25 protein-coding genes are annotated in these 22,381 nt (G+C 68.4%); all 25 read left to right on the top strand.

From position 1 onward, the window contains the following. The 25 genes from VGH54_RS09605 to VGH54_RS09485 all read left to right on the top strand — a co-directional run bounded on the left by VGH54_RS09605 (position 1) and on the right by VGH54_RS09485 (position 22,371). Entirely contained in the window at positions 1-243 is a 243-nt protein-coding gene (locus VGH54_RS09605) for a hypothetical protein (RefSeq protein ID WP_331511722.1), read from the top strand. Positions 244-473: 230 nt separating this feature from the next. Then, a complete protein-coding gene (locus tag VGH54_RS09600; protein WP_331511721.1) occupies positions 474-1,274 on the top strand; it encodes a hypothetical protein in 801 nt (266 codons plus the stop codon). Continuing rightward, entirely contained in the window at positions 1,271-3,385 is a 2,115-nt protein-coding gene (locus VGH54_RS09595) for a right-handed parallel beta-helix repeat-containing protein (protein ID WP_331511720.1), read from the top strand. Before VGH54_RS09600 ends, VGH54_RS09595 begins: the two co-directional genes overlap by 4 nt. Position 3,386: 1 nt before the next feature. After that, positions 3,387-4,298, top strand: coding sequence for a PKD domain-containing protein (locus VGH54_RS09590; protein WP_331511719.1), 912 nt, complete (start codon positions 3,387-3,389; stop codon positions 4,296-4,298). Positions 4,299-4,313: 15 nt separating this feature from the next. Continuing rightward, positions 4,314-5,801: a phage terminase large subunit gene (gene terL / locus VGH54_RS09585; protein WP_331511717.1), complete on the top strand. Its 1,488-nt coding sequence runs from the start codon at positions 4,314-4,316 to the stop codon at positions 5,799-5,801. A gap of 13 nt (positions 5,802-5,814) precedes the next feature. Then, the gene (locus VGH54_RS09580) at positions 5,815-7,437 is read left to right on the top strand and encodes a hypothetical protein (protein WP_331511715.1); all 1,623 of its coding nucleotides are present in this window, start codon (positions 5,815-5,817) and stop codon (positions 7,435-7,437) included. A 1-nt stretch (position 7,438) separates the two neighbouring features. Then, on the top strand, positions 7,439-7,900 hold the full coding sequence (locus tag VGH54_RS09575) for a DUF5662 family protein (protein ID WP_331511714.1): 462 nt from the start codon (positions 7,439-7,441) through the stop codon (positions 7,898-7,900). Then, complete coding sequence (locus tag VGH54_RS09570) at positions 7,900-8,934, top strand: phage minor head protein (protein ID WP_331511713.1); 1,035 nt, start codon at positions 7,900-7,902, stop codon at positions 8,932-8,934. Before VGH54_RS09575 ends, VGH54_RS09570 begins: the two co-directional genes overlap by 1 nt. A 23-nt stretch (positions 8,935-8,957) precedes the next feature. Beyond that, positions 8,958-10,601: a hypothetical protein gene (locus VGH54_RS09565; RefSeq protein WP_331511712.1), complete on the top strand. Its 1,644-nt coding sequence runs from the start codon at positions 8,958-8,960 to the stop codon at positions 10,599-10,601. 6 nt (positions 10,602-10,607) lie between these two features. Then, positions 10,608-10,922 carry a hypothetical protein gene (locus VGH54_RS09560; protein ID WP_331511711.1) on the top strand — a complete coding sequence of 105 codons (315 nt, stop codon included), beginning with the start codon at positions 10,608-10,610 and terminating at the stop codon, positions 10,920-10,922. Between the two features lie 21 nt (positions 10,923-10,943). Beyond that, positions 10,944-11,300, top strand: coding sequence for a DUF2190 family protein (locus tag VGH54_RS09555; RefSeq protein ID WP_331511710.1), 357 nt, complete (start codon positions 10,944-10,946; stop codon positions 11,298-11,300). Between the two features lie 14 nt (positions 11,301-11,314). Continuing rightward, positions 11,315-12,448 carry a Mu-like prophage major head subunit gpT family protein gene (locus tag VGH54_RS09550; protein ID WP_331511708.1) on the top strand — a complete coding sequence of 378 codons (1,134 nt, stop codon included), beginning with the start codon at positions 11,315-11,317 and terminating at the stop codon, positions 12,446-12,448. Then, positions 12,448-12,648 (top strand): hypothetical protein, encoded by a 201-nt coding sequence (locus VGH54_RS09545; RefSeq protein WP_331511707.1) that lies wholly within the window; start codon positions 12,448-12,450, stop codon positions 12,646-12,648. Before VGH54_RS09550 ends, VGH54_RS09545 begins: the two co-directional genes overlap by 1 nt. Positions 12,649-12,840: 192 nt before the next feature. Then, positions 12,841-13,227 (top strand): hypothetical protein, encoded by a 387-nt coding sequence (locus VGH54_RS09540; protein WP_331511706.1) that lies wholly within the window; start codon positions 12,841-12,843, stop codon positions 13,225-13,227. Between the two features lie 16 nt (positions 13,228-13,243). Then, positions 13,244-14,320, top strand: a complete 1,077-nt coding sequence (locus VGH54_RS09535; RefSeq protein WP_331511705.1) for a hypothetical protein — start codon at positions 13,244-13,246, stop codon at positions 14,318-14,320. Beyond that, complete coding sequence (locus VGH54_RS09530) at positions 14,310-14,912, top strand: hypothetical protein (protein WP_331511704.1); 603 nt, start codon at positions 14,310-14,312, stop codon at positions 14,910-14,912. Before VGH54_RS09535 ends, VGH54_RS09530 begins: the two co-directional genes overlap by 11 nt. Beyond that, the gene (locus tag VGH54_RS09525) at positions 14,912-15,334 is read left to right on the top strand and encodes a DUF6093 family protein (RefSeq protein ID WP_331511703.1); all 423 of its coding nucleotides are present in this window, start codon (positions 14,912-14,914) and stop codon (positions 15,332-15,334) included. The genes VGH54_RS09530 and VGH54_RS09525 overlap by 1 nt, the downstream gene beginning before the upstream one ends. Further along, positions 15,334-15,693: an HK97 gp10 family phage protein gene (locus VGH54_RS09520; protein WP_331511702.1), complete on the top strand. Its 360-nt coding sequence runs from the start codon at positions 15,334-15,336 to the stop codon at positions 15,691-15,693. The genes VGH54_RS09525 and VGH54_RS09520 overlap by 1 nt, the downstream gene beginning before the upstream one ends. Beyond that, positions 15,690-16,100: a hypothetical protein gene (locus tag VGH54_RS09515; protein WP_331511701.1), complete on the top strand. Its 411-nt coding sequence runs from the start codon at positions 15,690-15,692 to the stop codon at positions 16,098-16,100. Before VGH54_RS09520 ends, VGH54_RS09515 begins: the two co-directional genes overlap by 4 nt. A gap of 11 nt (positions 16,101-16,111) precedes the next feature. Beyond that, a complete protein-coding gene (locus VGH54_RS09510) occupies positions 16,112-16,315 on the top strand; it encodes a hypothetical protein (RefSeq protein ID WP_331511700.1) in 204 nt (67 codons plus the stop codon). A gap of 3 nt (positions 16,316-16,318) precedes the next feature. After that, on the top strand, positions 16,319-16,849 hold the full coding sequence (locus VGH54_RS09505; protein ID WP_331511699.1) for a hypothetical protein: 531 nt from the start codon (positions 16,319-16,321) through the stop codon (positions 16,847-16,849). Positions 16,850-16,945: 96 nt separating this feature from the next. Continuing rightward, complete coding sequence (locus VGH54_RS09500; RefSeq protein ID WP_331511698.1) at positions 16,946-17,584, top strand: hypothetical protein; 639 nt, start codon at positions 16,946-16,948, stop codon at positions 17,582-17,584. Between the two features lie 155 nt (positions 17,585-17,739). Continuing rightward, positions 17,740-17,958, top strand: coding sequence for a hypothetical protein (locus tag VGH54_RS09495; protein ID WP_331511697.1), 219 nt, complete (start codon positions 17,740-17,742; stop codon positions 17,956-17,958). A gap of 16 nt (positions 17,959-17,974) precedes the next feature. Beyond that, positions 17,975-21,520 carry a hypothetical protein gene (locus VGH54_RS09490; RefSeq protein WP_331511696.1) on the top strand — a complete coding sequence of 1,182 codons (3,546 nt, stop codon included), beginning with the start codon at positions 17,975-17,977 and terminating at the stop codon, positions 21,518-21,520. Between the two features lie 2 nt (positions 21,521-21,522). After that, positions 21,523-22,371, top strand: coding sequence for a hypothetical protein (locus VGH54_RS09485; RefSeq protein WP_331511695.1), 849 nt, complete (start codon positions 21,523-21,525; stop codon positions 22,369-22,371). Positions 22,372-22,381: the final 10 nt, after the last annotated feature.

Here is a 22,381-nt window from a genome sequence, read left to right as displayed (position 1 = left end):
ATGACCGAGCTGCCGACCTACACCGCCGACGAGGCCTACCGCCGCCACCTCCACCCGGCCGACGCCTACCGCGCCTTCGCCATCGCACCCGGCACCATCCGTGCCTGGGCATCAGCCGGCCACATCCGAGCCCACGGCATCGGGCCACGCGGCGCGAAGCTGTACTTCGTGCCTGAGGTCTCGGCGTACTCCATGACCGTCCGCCACCGCCCACGCATGCCCTCCGTGTCCAGTGTCGCGTGACACACCGTCAAGCGTCACTTGACACGGTCGTTTGCCGTCAGCAACACTGAGCGACAGCAGGCGAGGTATCGCTACTGCGCAACTGAACACCCCCGGGGCCGCAACCCCCGGCGCTGCACCTGGTGCAGCAAGTCCTACGGATTCGACCCCCGTAGTTGACGCCCCCGGCGAGGCCCGGCTCCCCACCTGAGAGCCGGGCCTTCGCCATTCCCACGACCCGGAGGTGAACCATGGCACTCCCCGCCGAGTGGGACACCCGAGTCGTCGAACGCATCTACCTCGCCTGGGACGGCACCCCGCTCCAAGGCACCGTCACCTTCAAGGGCGACGTGCCCGTCGAGACCGCCGCCGAAGACACGGTCGTGATGCCGAAGACCCAGTCCGCGACGCTCGACTCGGCCGGGAAGCTGTCGGTCACGCTGCGGGTCACCGACGACCCCGACATGCACAACCACGACTTCACGTACACCGTCGTCGAGACGCTGCATGACACCGACAACAACCAGTACAACGCCACCTACCATGTGCCCATCCCACGCGGCTCCGGCGCACTGCAGCTCGGCACCCTCGACCCCATCCCCGCAGGCGCTGGTGTGGTTCCACTGCCCGGTGCGAAGGGTGACACGGGAGCCACTGGCGCGACCGGCGCGGCAGGAGCTACAGGCTCTACCGGTGCGGCAGGGGAGTCGGCGTACCAGGTGTGGCTCGACGCGGGCAACACCGGCACGCAGGCTGACTTCCTCGCCTCGCTCAAGGGCGCACCCGGTGACGTGTCCGGCCTGGCTGTTGTCGCCACCAGCGGCCGAAAAGTCGACCTCGTCGACTACGTCGCATCGATCCCCTTGACCTCGAGCCAGACACAGGCCATCCTCGCCGCGAAGGTCCTCATCGCCTGCGACTACAACGCGGGCACGTCCTCGTTCGACGCCACCCCGGACACCCGTCTTCGGCGCGTGTTCTTCTCCACCTCCGCGAACGACCCGGCAGCAGCGGCGCAGGAACGAGACGTCTGGATCGTTGAGGCGTCGTGAGCTACGCGCTCGTCCGCAAGGGCGGCGTATGGACCCGCCCCAGCTACACGCCCGTCGACCCCGGTAGCGGCTACACGTACGTCGTCAACCCCGGCGACAACCCACAGACCGTGCTCAACACGGCACCGGCCGGCGCGTCGATCCTGTTCAAGCCCGGCACGCATCGCCCCGACTCGCTCGCCCCGAAGACAGGGCAGGTCCTGGTCGGGCAGACCGGCACGATCTGGGACGGCGGCACCACGCTCACCTCCTGGACGAGCGACGGCTCCGGCCACTGGTACGCCACCGCGACCCTGCCGAGCTACACCGAATCCACCAGCGTGCAGTGCGAGCTGTCCGACACGAACCCGTGCCGCAAACGCGAGCAGGTCTGGTCCGACAGCGTCCACCTGACCCGCGTCATGGCCCTCACGGACCTGGTCGACGCGACCGGGTTCTACCAGGACTACGCCGCGGGCCGCGTCTACCTCGGCTTCGACCCCGCCGGGCACACCATTGTGATGGCGTCCAAGACGTACGCGATCAACAGCAACGCGGCGAACATCCGCATCACCGGGATCAAGGTGCAGCACTACGCGCCGCCGTCGCAGCTCGGCACGATCAGCCTGCAAGGCTCCGGTGTCGAGGTCGACCACTGCGAGATCACCGACACGCACGCGATCGGGATATTCCTCGACGGCGCCACCAACGGCTACGTGCACGACAACCACGTGCACCACTGCGGGCAGCTCGGCATCGGCGTCCACGCCTCCGACGGCGCCCGCGTCGCGGTGAACCACCTGCACAACAACAACACCGACGGGTACCGTCCGGACGACTGGGAATCCGGCGACATCAAGTTCACCAACTCGAGTTCGGTCACGGTCGAGGACAACTACTGTCACGACTCCCGCGGCCTCGGGATCTGGGGCGACATCGAGAACGGTGCCACCGGCAAGGTGTACATCCGCGGCAACCGGGTCGAGAACTGCTACGCGGACGGCATCCGGTACGAGATCTCCTACGACTGCGAGATCTCCGGCAACACGATCACCGGGTGCGGGTTCCAGTTCGCCGCCGACCATGCACCGGAGGGTGCCTCGTTCACCGGCTACTCCGGGTTCGGCACTGCGGGCATCAACATCAACACGTCCCGCGACGTCGAGGTCACCGGCAACACGCTCGGCCCGAACCAGAACGGCATCTTTGCCCAGTTCCGTCCGCGCGCCGACTCGACCCACCCGAACCGGGACCTGGTCAACCTCTACGTGCACGACAACGACGTCACCATGACCCCGGTCACCCTCACTGGGAAGACCGGGAACCTGTACACGTCCGGCAACCAGTTCGGCGAAGGCGTCTCCGGCCTCGGAACCCTCATGGGGTCCAGCGGGATCGACCCGACGCAGTACTTCGACTCCCGGAAGAACAACCGGTTCGACGCCAACACGTACCGGGTCGCAGCCACCACCCGGGCCCAGTACGCGTGGAACTCCGGGTACCGCACCTGGGACAACTGGCGGTCGGCCGGCCAGGAAGCCACCGGGCAGCAGCTCGTCGCGCCTCGGCCAGGCTGGCAGGTCACGGCCGGCAGCAGCGACCAGAACTGGCACAACACGAACGCCGGGTTCTGGTCGCAGACCGGCACGAAGATCTTCCTCGGCGACAACGCGGCCGTGACAGACGACGCCGACCGCGGGGGAGTGTTCCTGTTCGCCCCGTCGATGCCTGGCGGTGCGGTAGTGGCGGCAGGGGCACGGCTGTACCTGTACGCGACCGGCCTGTCCGGGACCGTCATCCCGAAGCTGCGGATCTCCGCCGAGAAGACCATCGCCGCGACCGTGCCGACGTCGAAAACGAACCTCGTCACGTCGCACCTCGCGAACCTGACCACCGCCAAGGTCGACTGGCAGCCCACCACCTGGCCCAACGGCACCTGGCAGGCCAGCCCGGACATCAGCGCGATCCTGCAAGAGCTCGCCTCACTGCCCGGCTGGACCCCGTCCTCGCCGGTGCTGCTGTTCGTCGAGACCAGCCCCGACCAGGCAGGCAACACGACCGGCCAGATCTCCTGCAACGCCTACGAGACCGACCCGGCCCTGTCAGCCAACCTGCAAGCCGCCTGGAGCTGACATGACGACCACCGTCACAGCCCAAGTCGCAGCAGGCGGAGACGACCTCTCCTGGCACAACGAAGGCACCGGCGCGTTCTCCACCACCTCCGTGTCGATCCTGATCGGCGACTCGAGCAGCACCGACTTCAACCGTTGGGGTCTCGCCCGCATCGCCGGCCTCACGATCCCGGTCGGTGCGGCCATCACCGAGGCGCACGCGACCCTGAAAGCCGTCGGACTGTCCGGCACGATCCCGGCGTTGACGATCTACGGCGTGAAGGGCGACAACCCTGCCGCACCCGCCACACGGGCAGCGGCGAACGCGCTCACCCTCACCACCGCGTCAGTCGCCTGGACGCCGTCGGCGTGGGTTGCGGGTACGTCGTACCAGACCCCGGACCTGAAGACGATCATTCAGGAGATCGTCAACCAGGGCACATGGGGCTCCGGTGAGGCGATCGTCCTGGTGTTCACCGTGCCTCGCGGTGACGCGTTCGTTGCAGCGAACGCGGTGTCGTTCCGGTCCTACGACAACGTGCCAGCGGACGCCGCGCAGGTCTCGGTCACCTACTCGACCGCGTTCGCCGGCACCGCGAACGCAGGCCCCGACCAGACCGACATCGTCCCGTTCGCCACGGTCACCCTCGACGGCACAGCCTCCACCGGCAGCCCGTCCGTGTACCAGTGGGAGCAGATCTCCGGACCCGCCGTCACCTTGTCGTCCACGTCGGCAGCGCAGCCCACGTTCACCGCACCGGCCGACATCGCCGGCGCGACGCTCGTGTTCGGCCTGAAGGTCGGCGACGGATCAACGCTCTCGAGCGAAGACACCGTGCAGATCACCATCAAGCCACACGACCTGTTCGTGAGGAAAAGCGACGCGTGGGTGCCGGCGCAGTGGATGGTCCGCAAGTCCAGCGCATGGGTCTAGAACGGGGGTGACCGAATGGCCGCCCTCTCGCCGTTCGAGTACGCCGCCCGACTGTTCGAGAACCCCGAACGCAAGTACGCCACACCCGGCGAACTTGCCCAGGCGCTCGACCCGCGCACGAAGCAGACGCCCGCGCACGAGCAGATCGACGACGCACTCGTAGAGCTCGCGAACACCCCGGATGGTCGGCTCATTTGCTCGATGAGTCCGCAGGAGGGGAAGTCGACGAGGGGCGCGAAGGACTTCCCGACCTGGGTTCTGCAAGAGGACCCGGAGACGCGGATCGTCACCGCCTCGTACGGCCAGACCCTTGCGAACCGCAACGGTCTCGCGCTCCGACGCAACATCAGCGACCACCCGGGCCTTGGCCTGTCGATCGCGGCCGACAACGGCGCGAAGCATGAGTGGGAGATCGCCGGCCACCGTGGCGGTGTCCTCTCGGTCGGCATCGGCGCCGGTCTGACCGGCCGCCCTGCGGATCTGCTGATCATTGATGACCCGATCAAGGACCGCAAAGAGGCCGACTCGGCGTTGATCCGGCAGAACGTGTGGGACTGGTGGACCGACGCAGCCTCGACGCGTCTCGCGCCCGGCGCATCGGTGCTCTTGATCCTGACCCGCTGGCATGAGGACGATCTCGCCGGCCGCCTCCTCGCTGCTGAGGATGGCCACCTGTGGAAGGTCATCAACATCCCCGCGCAGGCCGACCACGACCCAGCGAAGGGTGAGACGGACCCGCTCGGCCGTGAGCCGGGCGAGTTCATGATCTCGGCGCGCGGCCGGACGACCGCCCAGTGGGAAGCGATCAAGGTCCGCGCCGGCGCCCGCACCTGGAACGCCCTCTACCAAGGCAGGCCGTCACCGGCCGAGGGCGGCATGTTCAAGCGGGACCACTGGCGCGAGTACGACGTTCCGCCGTGGCTCGAACGCGACGACGGCTCCTGTGTCGTCACCCACTTCGACGAGATCATCGCGTCCTGGGACATGACGTTCAAAGACACGGCCTCGAGCGACTTCGTTGTCGGGCAGGTGTGGATGCGCAGAGGAGCGGACGCGTTCCTGCTCGACCAGGTCCGGGGCCGCATGGACTTCGTTACGACGTGCGCCCGGTTCCGTGAGTTCTCCGCGAAGTGGCCTCAGGCCACGTTGAAGCTCGTCGAGGACAAGGCCAACGGCACCGCGGTCATCAACGCGCTACGCCGCATCGTGCCCGGCATCGTCCCGGAGGAGCCGCACGGATCGAAGGAAGCCCGCGCCGCCGCCGTCACCCCGCTGGTTGAGGCAGGCAACGTGTGGCTCCCGTCACCCGAGATCGCGCCCTGGGTCGGTGACCTGATCGAAGAAGCCGCGGCGTTCCCCACCGGCGCCCACGACGACCAGGTCGACGGCCTCTCCCAAGCACTCAACCGGCTGATCCTCGCGCCTCTGCTCGACGGCGCCCTGATCGAACCCGACGAGTTCGACGAACTCGACGCAGCCGGATACGCCATCAGCCCGTACTGAGGAGGTGACCCGCATGGCCGACTGGACACAGCCCACCCTCGACGACCACCTCACCGAGGTCGCGACCCTGCGCGAAACGCACCTGCTCGAGCAGCTGGAGGCGTCCACGAACCAGGTCGAGATCCTGTCGGAGTCCCTCGCAGACATTCAGCTCGCGTTCGACGACCGCGGCTGGCTGCAGCTGACAACGCAGGCCCAGTACGAACTGTCGCCGGCCGGCCGGAAACGGATCCGGGACCTGTGCCGCGTGATGGCGATCATGAACCCGCTGATGAAGCGGGGCCTGTCGCTGCGCAAGGCGTACATCTGGGGCCAGGGTGTCGACATCACGGTCCGGGACCAGTCCGACAAGGGCCAGGACGTCAACGCTGTCGTGCAGGCGTTCCTGGACGACAAGGCGAACAAGGCCACGTTCTCCGGGTCGCAGGCCCGCGAGGAGATGGAGCAGGCCGCCTACACCGACGGCGAGCTCGCTGCGGCGCTGTTCACGGACCCGCTCGACGGCACCGTGCAGTTGCGGTGGGTCCCGGTGGAGGAGATCACTGACGTGATCACCGACCCCGAGGATCAGGTCACGCACTGGTACTACCGGCGCGAATGGACCGAACGGATCCCTGTCGGCGGCCAGATCCTGCAGCGGCTGCGGACCGTGTACTACCCGGCCCTCGGCTACGAACCCCGCGCCAAGCCCAGCACGCTGGACGGCCACCCGGTGCTGTGGAACGTGCCTGTGCGCATGGTGACCGTGAACCGTCCGACCCGCGCTGTGCGCGGCGTCCCGGACTCGTTCGCTGCCGTCGCATGGGCCCGCGCGTACAAGGAGTTCCTCGAGCAGTGGTCCGTGCTGATGAAGTCGTTGGCCCGGTTCGCGTGGCAGACCAAGACCCGCGGCGACCGAGCCAAAGCTGTCGCTGCGAAGACCGCTGCCGCGCCGACGACCGACGTGCTGCGTGGCGGAAACCCGGCCGGCGCAGGCGCGACCGTCGTCACCGACCCCAACACCAGCCTTGAGGCGATCCCGAAGACCGGCGCCACCATCGACGCCGACTCCGGCCGGCCACTCGCCGCACTCACAGCCGCCGCGCTCGACGTACCGGTGACGATGCTGCTCGGCGACCCCGGCATGAACGGCGCCCGCGCGGTCGCGGAGACGCTGGATGAGCCGACCCAGTTGACGTTCTCGCTGCGCCGCGACCTGTGGGCCGAGTTCATGCTCGACGTGTTGAACCACGTCATCGACTGGGCGATCCAGGCACCCAAGGGCCCGTTGAAGGGCAAGGTCACCCGCACCGGCGACCGCGTCATCCGTGAACTGCCCGACAACGACGACCGCAGCATCGACATCACTTGGCCGGAGTTCGACTCGGTCCCGGTCGGTGAGCTCGTGACCGCGATCGTCGCCGCTGACGGCACGACGGTGATGCCTCCGCTCGTGACGCTGCGGCTGCTGCTGACCGCGTTGAAGGTCGACAACATCGACGAGGTCCTCGACGAGATGACCGATGCGGACGGCAACTTCATCGACCCCGGGATTAACGCCGGGCAAGTCGTGGTCGACCGGTTCCGCAACGGGCAGGATCCGGTCCTCAACCCCGGCGAGCCAGCACCCACGCCGCCGCCTGGCGAAGGAGCCTGACATGGTCGCCCCGATCGACTCGACGGTCGACACCCTGCGCCACTCGCGGCGCGTCGATGAACTGCTCCTGCAGATGGTCGCCAGCGTGCACGACCGGATCACCAAGCACGACGCGTCGAAGCTCGAGGATCCGGAGAAGGCGATCTTCGACGAGTACGGCCCGAAGCTGAAGACCAGCACCTACGGGTCGGATGAGTACAAGGGCTTCCTCGCCGAGATGAGGGTGGCACTCGACCACCACTACGCCAACAACCGGCACCACCCCGAACACTTCGAAGACGGTGTCGCCGGGATGACGCTGGTCGACCTGGTCGAGATGCTCGCCGACTGGAAGGCTGCGTCCGAGCGGCATGCCGACGGCGATCTCGCGGTGTCGCTGCGGATCCAGCGTGAGCGCTTCGGGCTGTCCGACCAACTCGCCTCGATCCTGGAGAACACGGCGCGCGCCGCTGGCTGGATCTAGTGGCCGTCACCAAGACGACGCTGCGCCTTGCGCGCCGCGTCCGCGCTGACCTGCTCAAGATCACCGACACCCACGACCGGGAACTCACCGCCGCCTGGGTGAACGCCTGGGACACGGTCGCGGGCGACTACGACGCTGCGATCAACGAGCTCGTCGGGAACGCCGCGGGCGCCATCCTGTCCCGCGCCACGATCCTCCGCTCGCGTCGGCTGCTGATCGCGCTCGACACGATCGCCCGAGCGTTGACGCAGCTCACCGAAGACGCAGGTATCCGGGTCGCCGGCGACCTGCTGCAGGTCGTGACCCAGGCTGCCGAAGCTCAACAGGCCGTGGCCGCGTCGCAGCTGCCCAAGGCCGAGCGGGTCAACCTGTCCGGCCTGGTCGACCGACGGCAACTGGACGCGATCGTGCAACGGTCCACGGAGCAGATCACGTCGCAGATGTGGCCGATCTCCCCGTCCGCTGATGCAGCGATCCGCACCGGGCTCGTCCGCGGGCTGGCGACCGGCGCGAACCCGAAGACCACCGCGCGGGACATCGTGAAGCGCACCGAAGGCGACTTCAACGGCGGCCTCGCCAGGGCCATGACGATCGCCCGCACCGAAACCCTCGACGCTCACCGTGCAGCGGCGGCCGTCGCGCAGAACGAGAACGCCGACGTGCTGCGCGGCTGGATGTGGCTCGCGGCAACCAGCGACCGCACCTGCCCCGCCTGCCTCGCGATGAACGGCACCGAGCACCCGCTCGACGAGCCGGGTCCGCTCGGCCACCAGAACTGCCGCTGCAGCAGGGTCCCGCTCACCAAGAGCTGGGCAGACCTCGGCATCGACCTCGACGAACCAGCACCAGCAGCCACCGGGTCGCAAGCGTGGTTCGACTCCCGCGACGAAGCCACCCAGCGCAGCATCCTCGGCCCGGCCCGGTACGCCGCCTACCTCCGCGGCGACTACCCCATGTCCGCCTGGGCCGCGCGCCGCTCCAACGACGGGTGGCGCGACTCGTACGTCACCTCACCTGTCCCGAAGTCCGCCTGAACCCCGACCTCAGGGAGGTCCGCATGGCTCGCCAGAACCTCACCGAGGCCGGAGCCCAAACCAAGATCCTCGAAGCCAGCAAGGACGGATCGTTCCTCGTCCAGGTCATCTCGCCCGGCTGGGGCTCGTCCGGCTACTACTCGTCCGCAGTGCTCGAGGCCGCCGGCAAGGCGAAGGTGTGGCCCGCGGGTACCCATCTCTACTTCGATCACCCGTCCGCGTCCGAGGGTGTCGATCGGCCGGAGCGGTCCGTGAAGGACCTGGCCGCGACCCTCGCTGAGGATGCCCGCTGGGACTCGGCGCGCGGATCGCTCGTTGCCCGCGTCACACCGGTCGGGCTCGGCAAGACCGTCCTCGCAGACGAAGCATTCCGGAAGGCTGTCGGCGTCTCCGTACGTGCCGCGGCCGACATCGGCATCGGTGAGGCCGAAGGCCGCAAGGGCGCGATCGTCCAGGAGATCTTCCCCGACACGTTCAACAGCGTCGACTTCGTCACCCACGCAGGACGCGGCGGCATGGTGCTGGAGTCCGCCCGCGCCGCCCAGGACCAGGACGTGCCCGCCGCGTTCCTGCGTGAGTCGGCGATCGCGAAGATCCGTGAGGCCCGCAACATCGGCCAGTGGATCGAGTCGCGGATCCACCTCGAACTCACCCAGCTCGCCGACAACATGTTCGGCGACGGCCGGCTGACCCGCGAGGAACGCATCGCGCTGTCGTCCGCTGTCGGCGACGCGTTGCAGGCGTTCGTCGCTGACCTGGAGAAGTCCGCGCCGCAGCTGTACACGCGGGACCTGTGGGCCGAACCCGACGCGCTCGCCATGGCCGCCGAGGAGTCCCGCCCGGCGCGCGAGGCCGCCACCGCCGACACCGAGCAGGCGCTCGACAACGCGGTCAGCCAGGCGTACGCCGACTCGGCGAACGACACCTACGCGTGGGTCCGCGACTTCGACCCCGACGCGAAGCTCGCCTACTTCGAGCTGTCCGCCGACGGCGTGTGCACGACCTACGAGCAGGCGTACACGGTCGCCGACTCCGGCGAAGTCGAGCTCACCGGCGACCGCGTCGAGGTCACCCGCCGCACCACCTACGTGCCCGTGGCAACCACGGAATCCGCACCTCCAGTCGTCCCGGTCACCCACCCGGCCGGGCAGTCCACAACCACCAGGGAGAACACCATGCCCGAGAACGAGGGCGCCACGACCTCCATTCAGGAGTCGGAGCGGCGCGAGCTCGAGGAGAAGGCCGGCCGGGTGCCCGTGCTCGAAGCCAAGCTGGCTTCCGAGACCGAGCGCGCGAACGCCGCCGAGCAGGCACTCGCCGTCGAGAAGGCCCGCGACTACGCGCGTGACTTCGGCGCGAAGCAGGTCCGTGAGGCCAACTCCGAGCTCGACCCGGCTGCGGTCGACCGGATCGTCGCCGAGGCGATGCGGGAGCTGCCGCTGACCGAGGCCGAGAAGGCAGCGGATCGGCGTCTCGACACCGAGGCGTTCGGCAAGCGGGTCACCGAGGCGCAGCAGGCCGAGGAGACCTACCTCGCCACCGTGATCAAGAACCGCGGCGGCTCCGTCCAGGGCCTCGGCCAGACCGAGGGCGGCGCCCAGGTCACCGAGGGCCAGGTCGACAACATCATCGCCGGCGCGTTCGGCCGCACCGTGAAGGGGGCCTGACCGCCGATGTCCCAGAGAGTTGACCTTCTCAGCGAAGTCGACACGACGCTCGACGGCTCCGGTGGCTACATCGGGCCTTGGATCGACTCGGCTGGTGTCGACAAGATCCGCGTCACCTTCCGGTGTGCGAGTGCCGGGGTCTTGTACGTCGATCACTCCAGCGATCAGACCAACGTCCTCTACGAGGGGCTGGAGGCGGTCCTGGGATCCAGCATCGGCGGACTCTCCGAGCAGCCTCTCGGAGCGCGGTACTTCCGTGTCCGAGCTGACGGCGACACCGCCAACGCCAGCCTTCGTCTGGCCGTCCGAGCCCTCATCTAATCCAGGTAAGGAGAAACAATCATGGCCACGAATGAAGTGTTCGACGAGGGCGAAGACCTCACCCTGCCCGTCATCGCTGGCACGGTCTCCGGTTCGCCGGTGATCGTCGGCATGATCCCGGGCGTCGCGACCACCTCGCGTGACGCGAACGGCAACGCGACCGTCACCACAGAGGGCGTCTACAACGTGTCGGTAGGCGCCGGTGCGGTCACGGTCGGCATGCCGATCTACATCAAGAGCTCCGACTACACCCTGGGCATCGCCCCGGGCGCGGGCATCCAGCTGTTCGGCCACGCCCTCGCCATCAAGGGCGCCGGCGCCGGCGTCATCCCTGTCCGCCTCGCTCAGTTCGCTGTCGCCAGCGACGTCCCCGCCTGATCGGAGATCAGAACATGTCCACGGACTTTCTCACTGGCGACCTCGCTGTCGCAGAGGCCACGGCGCTCCCGTCGCGGCGCCGGAGCAACGACCCGCGGTACCTCGCTCGTCTCGCGGAGGCAGCGGCGCTCGTCGGCCAGGTGTTCGCCGGCAATCGCCGCGCGAAGCTGCAGGTCGAGGAACTGCTCTCCACGAGCGACTTCCCGAACCTGTTCGGTGACGTCCTCGACCGGGAGCTGATGGCTCAGTACGACCAGATCGCCCCGGTGTGGCAGGGTTTCGCGACCCGTGCCCAGGTCAACGACTTCCGGTCGAAGAAGTGGCTGGACCTGCTCGGTGGCCGCGCCGAGCTCGACCCGGTCGGCGAGGGCGCCGAGTACAAGGCGCGTGCGCTGACCGACAACAAGTACACGCTGACCGTCGGCAAGTTCGGTGCGCGTCTCCCGCTGACGTGGGAGATGATCATCAACGACGACCTCGGCGCGTTCCAGTCGGCTCCGCAGCGTCTCGCGCAGGCCGCGCGTGACACCGAGGACAAGCTCGCCACCCGGCTCTACGCGTCCGCGACCGGCCCGGTGTCGGCGTTCTTCACCGCGTCGGGCGGCGCGGTCGACACTGTGGCGCTCACGATTGACACGCTGTCGGCGGCGCTGACCACAGTCGCGACCCGGCATGACTCCGACGGCCGGCCGATCATGATCAGCGCGTTCGTGCTGGTCGTGCCGCCCGCGCTCGAGGTCTACGCGCACAACATCGTCAACGCGACGCTGATCCGGCTGCGCAACGACGCGTCGTCCGCCTCCGGGGCGCGCGACATCGAGGTCACGAACTGGCTGGCGGGGAAGGTCACGATCGTGTCCAACCCGTGGCTGCCGATCATCGACACCTCCGGCCACGCCGGCAAGACCTGGTACCTGTTCCCGGCGCCGTCGACGCCGCGCCCGGCGCTGGTGATGGGCTTCCTGCGGGGTCACGAGACCCCGGACCTGCGGGTCAAGGCCGATGGTGGCATGCGTGTCGGTGGCGGCAACGTCCCGGCCGAGGAGGGGTCGTTCGACAACGACGACATCCAGTACCGGATCCGTCACGTCACCGGCGGCACCACCCTCGACCCGATCGCGGCCTACGCGTCGGCGCCGACGACCTGATGCCGCGCGCCGTCACGGCAACGGATCTGTTCCTGGAGGAGATCTCCGGCAAGCTCGATGTGGTCATCGGCTTGCTGGGGAACTCCCCTCAGGCACAGCCCGCGGATGCTCCGGCCGCTGGGGAGCCGGAGCAGAAGGCGACCGTCAAGAAGGCGCCGGTGAAGAAGGCCTCGACCCGGAAGCGGGTCACCGGCCAGTAGGTGTGTCGGGGCGTCAACCCGCCGGAATCGACGCGACCGCTACGACTGCAGATCGGCGGGAAGGCGTTCTGGGGAGTCCCTGGCCAGGCTAACGGCTGGGCTGCGTCGAGCCCCCTCCTTTCTCCCTGCACGCGCGACCTGCGCCCCGCACACCCTCCCCCCTGAACTACTCGCGCCGCGAGGAGCAACAACATGTCGATCCAGACCACGGCGATGAAGAACGCCCTCGCGACCGCCTATGGCGCGGCCGGGAACGCCACTCACGCCGCGCTGTACACCACCGTGCCCGGTGCCACTGCGGGTACCGAGGTCACTGGGGGCTCGCCTGCCTACGCCCGGAAGTCGATCACCTGGACCGCGCCGAACACCGTCGGACCGCTGGGTGCTTCACAGCCCGCGCTGCCCGGTGTGATGTATGGCCAGGTCGTGTTCGACGTCCCGGCCGGCGTGACGGTCGCGGGCGCTGGCGTACACACCGCGCTCACCGCAGGCACCTACCTGGACGGTGGCGCCGTCGCATCGCAGCCGTTCGCCACGCAGGGCCAGTACACGCTGAACCTCTCCTACACGCAGTCCTGACCCGCGGAGGTCCCCCATGACCGTCCGCGAATTCAACGGCACCAGCGACGAACTAGTCACAGGCGTCGGAGCCGCCTCAGGCATGGTGTATGGCACCGCTGCAGCCCTGATCAAGTTCTCCACGCTGTCCGGCTTCCACTACTTCTGCATGGTCCACAACGCGTCGAACGGGTGGGTGTCCGAGCCGATCGGACTGACCAACTTCGGCGCGTGGGAGGTCAACTACCAATCCGGGGCAGCCAACTGGGGGACGTCGGGGCCTTCCCCGTCTGTTGGTCCGTGGCTGCTGGTCGTGGCCCGGAAGGCGACCGGGTCGGCCGTTCCGCGCCTGTCGATGTACAACTACACGACCGGCACATGGGCGCATCACGACGGTTCCGGACCGGCCGGAGACGGCGTTGCTCCCGGTGCCGGCGGCCAGGTCCGGTTCTCGTTCCAGGGCAGCAGCGACTTCTTCGGCGGCCGGGTCGCTGCCCGCGCGCTGTGGTCGAACAGTCTCCCTTGGGCCTCGGACACCACCGGCGACGCTGCGATCGAAGCCGCCGGACTGAAAGACGCCGCCGCCAATTGGGCGACCGCGAACCCGTCCGCGTTCTGGCTGTTCGACCAGGCAACCACGGCAACCCCGGTCGCTGACCTGTCCACCGCAGGCACAGCCGACCAGACCTCCGTCACCGGTACGACCGTCATCACCGGCGACGATCCGCCTGGGTTCGACTTCTCGCTAGGCACACCCCCCGAGACACACTCCGGCAGCCTCGCACTCACCGGCAGCGGCACCCTCACCGCAGCTGGAAAGCCCGCTGCGCAAGGCGGTACGGCACTCACTGGCTCCGGTGGGCTCGCCCCGACCGGCGAACCGTCCGCGACCGGCCAGGTCGCGTTCACCGGTGCAGGCGCCCTCACCGCGGCGGGCAGCCCAGGCGTCGCCGCCCGGCTCGCGTTGTCTGGTGCCGGGACGCTCCGGCTTGCCTCGCCGTCATCGGGCGGCCCGGCCCACGAGCCGATGCTCACCGCAACCAACACGCCATCCGCCGTACTCGCCGCGACCAACGCACCATCGAGCCGTCTGGAGGCCACCCATGGCGTATGACGTCGGCGACATCGCCATCTCTACGCTCACTGTCGCCCCGTTCGACGGCACCACCGGCGCGACCGCCGTGGTACGGGCACCGGACGGCACCGAAACCACCCCGACCCCGGTCAGCGCAGATGGGGGAGCGACCTGGACCGTGCAGACCCCGATCAGCGTCCCGGGGGTCTGGTACGTCACCTGGACCACCACCGGCACAGGCGCCGGCTCCCAAGTCGACACGTTCGAAGCCGAACCGCCGCCGCCACCGACCCCGGAGCAGCGGCAGGTGCGGCTGCTGATCTCCGACACCGACCCGGGCAACAGGTTCTTCTCCACCAGCGAGATCGAAGACTTCCTCACCCTCAACGCCCAGTCGGTACGCAGGTCCGCGGCACAGGCCCTGGACACGATCGCGTCCAACGAGGCCATGGTGTCGAAGAAGATCCGCACCCAGGACCTCCAAACCGACGGGCCCGCGGTCGCCGCCGCGCTCCGTGCGCAGGCCACCGAGTTGCGCAGGCAGGCCGACGACGGCGAAGAAGGCACCGACACCGGGTTCGAGATCGCCGAGTACGAGCCGTACCCGCACCGACCCGGCTGGTGGTTCTGATGCCACGCCCCCGCACGCCTGTCGTCCCGGCCAGATGGGAAGCACACCACCGGCCCGTGCTGGAGACGACGTGGACGGCGACGATCACGTTCACCCGAGCCAACGGCGCACCCGTCCACGACCCGGCCACCGGGTCGACCAGCCAGCCGCGCATCACCGTCTACTCAGGCCCGGTCCGTCTCCAGAACCACGAGCGAGGCAACGCCCCTACTGCGGTAGCGGCAGCCGAGCAGATCACCACCCACCGCTACCAGGTGTCCGGGCCCGTCGAGATGGACCTCGCGAAGTACGACGTCGGAACCGTCAACGCGAGCAGTGACCCGACCCTCGTCGGCCGCGAACTGCGCGTCATCGACATCCAACGCGGGTCGCTGCTGTTCGACCGGACCGCCATCTGCACCGACAACCTGGAGGCGACCTGATGCACCTCGACGTCTCCGAACTCCGCGGCCTCGAGCATGACCTCGGGGCCGGCGCCGCGAAGGTCGAGAAGGCCGCGCCGCTCGTCGTCTCGAAGACCGCGCACGACATCGAAGCCACCGCGAAGATTTTCGTGCCGGTCGAAACCGGCACCCTGAAGGGCTCCATCTCCACGGACGTGCACGGCCTCGAAGCAGAGATCGGCCCCACGGCGTCCTACGGCAGGTACGTCGAGGACGGCACCCACAACGACGACGGCACCCAACGGAACCGGCCGCAGCCGTACATGGGTCCCGCCGCCGACACGCACGAGTCGACGTTCGAGGCCGCGCTCGGCAAGGTCGCGGAGTCGATCCTGTGACCGCCCTGCCCGCGGTCACCCCGGTCGACGAAGCCACATACGCGCTGCTGCAGGCCATCGAACACCTCAACACGTTCGACACCGAGCTTCCCAAGGATCCGCCTCTCGACCCGGACGGCCGCGTCCACCCCTACGCCGTGTACTTCCCCGACGGCGGGCAGGCGATCAGCGACCGCCTCAACCATGTCCCCACCGACGTGGTCTGGACTGCCCGGATCCTCATCGTCGGCGGCGACAAGACCCGTGCCCTGTGGGCGCTCGACAAGATCCGCGCGGCCCTGACCGGCGCCCGGCCGACCGGCGGCGCACGCCTCAAGGAAGCCCTCGCCGACGTCACGTTCCGCACCGAAACGAACGTGACCCCGTCCCGGACCTCCGGGCTGATCATGTACCGCCTCCACATCTGAGGAGCCCCACCATGCCTGAACCGCAACGCGTCCGGGACGACGCCACCGGCCACGAGTACTCGACTTACTCCCGGAGTGAAGGCGAGACCGTCCTCGACGAGCCGGCCGTCGACGAACGCGGCGACCTCCTGCCCGCCAAGCCCGCCCTGAACCGTCCGGCCGAAGCGCCGGTCGACACCAACCCTGACCTCACGGTCACCACCGAGGAGCACTGACCCATGGCTGTCACAATTCCCCCGGGCGTCAAGGCCGAAGGCAACCTCAAGGTGGCCTACTGCCCGACCCTGACCTCCGTCACCGCGCCGCCCGTCGCCGACCTCACCGCGACCGGCTGCCTCGACATCTCGTTCTTCCTGACCGAGGGCAACTTCAAGCCGAACTCGAACCAGAACCGCGGCGACGACCGCCGGGTCGGGTCGAAGCAGACGTTCCAGACGCTGGGTCGTGAGAACCCCGCGATCGACGACATCGTCTACATCGTCGACCCGCAGGCCGCGACCGCGGCCGTGACGAACAAGGCGTACGAGCTGTTCCAGTCCGGTGTCGGCGGGTTCCTCGTCGTCCGGTACGGCCTCGACGCGGAGACGATCGACTTCGTCGCGGCGCAGAAGGTCGACATCTGGCCGATCGTGTTCGGCATCCAGGGCAAGACGCCGCTCGCCGGCAACGACGAGTTCGCGAAGATCACGGTGACGCAGCCCGTGGCCGTGACCGGCGTCGTTCAGCGGAACATCGCCGTCGTCTCGTAGCCCCTGCACGGGGCAGGCGGTACCGGGCTTGGGCCGCCTGCCCTCCACACCTCACCGAGCCCACACACCAAGCCCACCAAGCCCAGGAGTACACCCATGCCCGAAACCGATCAGGGCCAACGCCAGGAGCAGCTGCTCGCGCTGCTGCAGGACCGCAAGAAGTCCACGAAGGGCCGCGCGTCGCGCCGCATGGCGATCTGCCTGTCCGACGAACTCTCGATGGACCTCGCGGACGCCGAACAGGAACTGGCCGCCGCGCAGCAGGCCGCCGGCGAAGCTAACGCCACGGCCGACGTGCGCGCAGGCGGCAAGGTCGCTGTCGACCCAGCGCTCGCCAAGGCCGTCAAGGCCGCCGAGACGGCAGTCGCCAAGGCCGAGGCCGCTGCCGACGCCGCGTCGGTGATCATCACGTTCACCGCGTTGAAGGCCGCCGACTACGACGAGGTCCTCAAAGAGCACCCGCCGCGCGAAGGCAACGAACTCGACCAGCTCGCCGACTACGACCGCGACGCCTTCCCGGACGCTCTCATGCTGGCGTCCGCGTCGAAGAAGGTCGAGGACGCCGACGGCAACCTGATCGACATGGACGTCGCCGACCTCATCGCCGAAATGTCGAACGGTGAACGCGTCATCGCCTGCCAGGTCGCCGGCAACGTGAACGACCGGACAGCGACTTTCTCCGACGCCAACTCGCAGAATCGCCAGCGAAGCGGCAGCAGGTCGAATCGGCGATAGCGCACGGCGTACCCCTGAGTCGGCTGCTCGGCCGCGTCCCTGCCGAGCGGCACGAACACTTCGACGCCGACGGCAACTACACCGGGCACACGATCGTCACCCGCGAACCAGAGTGGACGGACCGCGACCGCGACCACCTCGTCGCGCTCGCCCAGGTGAAGGCGAACGAGTGCCCCCAGTGCGGCGGCCCGCTCGACCAAACCACCGACCCGCACATCGCCTGGGACGTCAAGCACGACGAGTGCAACCGCTGCGAAACCATCGCCTACCACCAGGCGAAAGACGGCGGCGCCAACGACACCGAGGCCCGCAAACAGGCCAAGCCCGCCGGCCAGTTGTGGCGCGCCACGGCAGTACCCACCCCCGAGCCCTGAGAGGCGGTGAGCCCCTGTGACCGACCGCACCGTCACCGTCCGCCTCAAGGCCGACATCGGCGACTTCGTCACAGACATCGGCGTCAAGGCCCCGGCCGCCGTCAACCGCCTCGAGCGGGCCGCAGACAGCGCCAACAAGAAGCTCGCGACCGTCGGCTCGAAGACAGGCTTCGACGATCTCGGATCGAAGGCCGACACCGCCGCCGCGAAGCTCACCAAGACCGGCACGGCCGCTGATGCCGCAGGCAAGCAGATCGGCAACTCGGCGAAGGGCGCCAGCAGCGAGCTCGACAAGCTCAGCAAGTCCTCCAAGGACGTTGGCACCTCGGTCGACAGCATGTCGAAGAGCATGGACAAGGCGTCCAAGGTCACCGACGCCCACGCGAACGCCCTCGGCCGTCTCCGAGTCGCCCAACTGCGGCTCGCCGACGCTCAGAAGTCGGGCAAGGGCGGCACTGCGCTGGCCAGCGCCGAGGAGTCGCTCGCTTCCGCTGAGCGGGCGGTGAAGAAGTTCGAGAAGGCCGGAGACGACTCCGGCAAGGGCTTCCTCCGGGGCATCGCGAAGTGGTTCACCGGCGCCGGGTCGGGGGGCATCAAGGTACTCGGCGAGGAAGCCGTGGCGGGATTCAATAACGGCTTCCTGTCCGGCCTGTCCGGCCTGTTGAAGACCCCGGTGATCGGCCCTATTATCCTGGCCGCTCTGCTTGCCGCCGCGGTGTCGGTCGCGGCCCCGGTGGGTGCTGTCCTCGCGGGCGGCGTCGTGACCGCGTTCGGCGCCGGTCTGGGCGCGCTCGGGCTCGTGTTCGCCGCGAAGTCCGAGGTCGTGAAGTCGATCTGGGCGAAGACGACCGCTGACCTCGGTGCGCAGACCCGGTCGATCGCGAAGCCGTTCGAGACGACTCTCTCCGCGATGGCGATCGTTGCCGAGCGGACCTTCGCGAAGTTGAAGCCGGAACTGGCTGCCGCGTTCAAGACCCTAGGCCCCGCCCTGTCCGGCTTCGGTGACCAGCTCGGTCAGGCCCTCGGGAAGCTCGCGCCCGCGATCCAGCCGCTCGCCGGTGCCTTCTCCAAGATCCTCGGCTCGCTCGGCCCGGCGCTGAACTCCGTATTCGCGCAGCTGTCGTCGAGCCTCACCAAGCTGTCGGCGAGCATCTCGAAGAACCCGACTGCACTCGCGGATTTCGCCAAGGGTATCGGCGGCCTGGTGTCTGACATTCTCAGGTTCCTCAGCATCATGAACGACGCCGACGGGGCGTTCAAGCGGTGGACCGGTGGGGTGTCTGCCGTCACTGCCCTGATGGGCACGCTGCGCGCCGCTGTCTTTCTTGTGCTTGGCCCGATCGAAGGTCTCGCCAAGGTGCTCGGCGGCGTCGGCGACGGCACGCGCTGGCTGGCCGGGAGACTCGGCATCTACATCCCGCAGGCGGACCAGTCGGCGGCATCCACGAGCAAGCTTGCAGACAGCCTGGCCAAGGCCGCCGCCGAGCATCAGGCCCACGCTGCCGCTGCGCTACACAACGCCCACGCAACCCACGAGGCGAACACTGCTGCGGCTCTGCTCGCGGGCGCGTACGACCGTCAGGCAGCCGCCACGCAGAAGGCGGTCGACGCGCTGAACCGCGAGTCGGGCATCTTGCAGACCCTGGCCGGTGCGCAGATCTCCTACCAGCAGGCCCTCGACGACACGACTGCGGCGATCAAGGCGAACGGCGCAACGCACGACATCAATACACAGAAGGGCCGCGACAACAAGACCGCGCTCCTGCAGCTCGCCGCAGCAGCGACCGCGCAGCGGGACGCGATGCTCAAGGGCGGCGACGGGACAGTCAAGGCTGCCGGGTTCGCGGAGGCGTCGCAGCGGAGCTTCATCAAGCTGGCCGAGCAGATGCACTACGGCAAGGCCGAGGCCGAGGCGATGGCGGCCTCGCTGATCGCGATCCCGAACGTCACTCGCACGGCACGGCTGCAGGCGAACATCACCGACCTCGAGGCCAAGCTTGCAACCGCCCGGGAAAGGCTGAAGGACCCGAAGCTAACCGCGACGCAGCGCGCGAAGCTCGAAGCCAAGATCGACAACCTGCTCGCCGGGATCAAGACGGCAAAGGACGCCCTGGCCGGAGTGCCCGCATCAAAGACGGTCGCCATCACCGTCAACACGTACAAGAACCTCGTCGAGACCACGACGCACAAGGATGTCGGCGTCCGGGTCCCGGCGCCCAAGGTGAACGCCAACGGCGGGTTCTACCCGTACGGCGTCATCCCGTCCTACGCCGACGGCAAGCTGCCCCAGCAGGCGACGATTGCCCCCGGCAAGGGCCGCGGCATGGTGCAGTGGGCCGAACAGGAGACCGGCGGCGAAGCGTTCATTCCGCTCGCCCCGTCGAAGCGGGACCGGTCAGAGAAGATCCTCGGCCAGGTCGCGAACAAGTTCGGCATGAGCATGGTGAAGTCGTTCGCCTCCGGCGGGATCCTGCCCGGCTCCGGGCAGCTCGTCGACATCAGCTACATCCTGAGCCAGCTGAACATCCCATTCAACCCGCTCGCCGGGATCAACTACAGCGGCACGTTGGCGGCAGCGAACCGGGCGAACCGGGCCACGATCGCGCCCCGCGACGCAGCCCTCCAGGCACAGAAGGCCGAGGCTGCCGCGAAGGCTCAGGTCGCCGCGATCCAGCGTGCGATCACGCTGCAGCAGCGCGCCGTCGCCGCCGCCCGCGCACCCAAGCAGACCACCAAGGCGGGCCAGGCAGCCGAGGACAAGCGGGTCGCGGCCGAGCAGAAGAAGCTCATCGAGCTCCAGGACGAGCTGTACGCCGCGAAGAACAAGGCCACCGCAGCGACCAAGGCATCGTCCGCGGCCGACGCGGCATACAAGGTGAAGGTCGACGCGGCCACGAAAGCGAACGAGGCGCACAAGGCGTCGATCCAGGCCCTCATCGAGCAGCAGAAGGCCGCGGTCCAGTTCGCTCAGCAGATCTCCGACAGCCTGCAGCAGGGCGCGAACATCGGCGACCTGTTCCAGAAGTCACTGACCGGCAAGGGACTCCTGTCCGATCTCCAGGCGCAGGGCGCGGACCTCGCGAAGTTCAACACGCTGGTCACGAAACTGCGGAAGGCCGGGCTCGACGAGGGCCTGATTCAGCAGATCGTCGGCAAGGGCGCGTCCGGGGGAACCGACGTCGCGCAGGCGATCCTGAGCGGCGGCCTTGCCCTGATCAACTCGCTGAACAAGGCGCAGTGGGCTCTCGAGAACCAGGCGAACCAGATCGGCGCCGGGTCGGCGACAGCCCAGTACGGCGCACAGGTCACCGGGCGCCGCGCCAAGGGCGGCTCGACCCTTCCCGGCAAGGACTACGTGGTCGGTGAGGAAGGTCCCGAGGTGCTGCGCATGGGCGTCCAGCGCGGCTGGGTCGAACCGAACCGGTACGTCATGCACCAGCAGCAGCCGGGCGTGCAGAAGGTCGTGAACCAGTACAACACCTTCCAAGGCGTCTCGATGGCTGAGGCCGATCTGATCGCGTCTCGCGCCAACGCGAAGGCCGAGTTCGCGGCGAGGAGCTGACGATGCCGTTCCCAGATGAGACCGAACTCCACCTGCCGAACGGCATCACCCTCAACGGCGACCCCGACACAGACGGGGTACTCATGACGTGCGCCACCCTCGACGGCTGGGGGTCGCCCGGGTCGAAGACAGCAGGCCAGTCCCGCGAAGGAGACCACGGCGAATCGCCCGCACCGAACCCGAAACTGAACGCACGCACACTGCAACTCACCGGCCGGATCCAGGCGCCGACACGGGAACTGCGGCAGCACGCCGAGCATCGCCTCACCGCGGCACTCGGCCTCGCCCTGTTCGACCTGACCGTCGTCGACGCGATCCCGCTCAAGGTGCAGGCGCAACGCTCCGGAGACATGGCCGTCGCCGACGACACCGACACCCAGTCGACATGGCAAGCCGAACTGAAATGCCCGGACCCGCGCCGCTACGGCACCGACCGCACCATCACACTCGGCCTGCCCGCCACGACCGGTGGCGTCCAGTTCCCGGTCCGGTTCCCGCTCCGGTTCACCGGCACCACCCTGTCGGGCGACGTCTACGCGCCGAACGAAGGCAACATGCCGGCGCCGATCACCGTGACGTTCACCGGGCCGTTGCAGTCGCCGACGATCCGGAACGTCGACACCGGCCAGTGGGTCACCTACAACGACGCCCTCGCGGCAGGCGAGTTCGTCGTCCTGTACCTCCGCTACCCGCTCGTCGCGCTGCTGCAAGGCACCGCGCTGCGCACCGGGAAGGTCTCGACCGGAGGCGGCGGCACGTTGGAGATCGAGCCCGGAGGCAACAACATCGCGTTCCGCTCAGCCGGCGGCTCCGGCACCGCAGACCTCGCCTTTTCCGACACGTACCAGTAGGGAGAACAGA

This window comes from Mycobacterium sp. (assembly GCF_036488105.1).
GTDB lineage: Bacteria > Actinomycetota > Actinomycetes > Mycobacteriales > Mycobacteriaceae > Mycobacterium.
The sequence above is the reverse complement of the archived record's forward strand: the minus strand, read 5'-3'. Positions and strand labels throughout refer to the sequence as shown.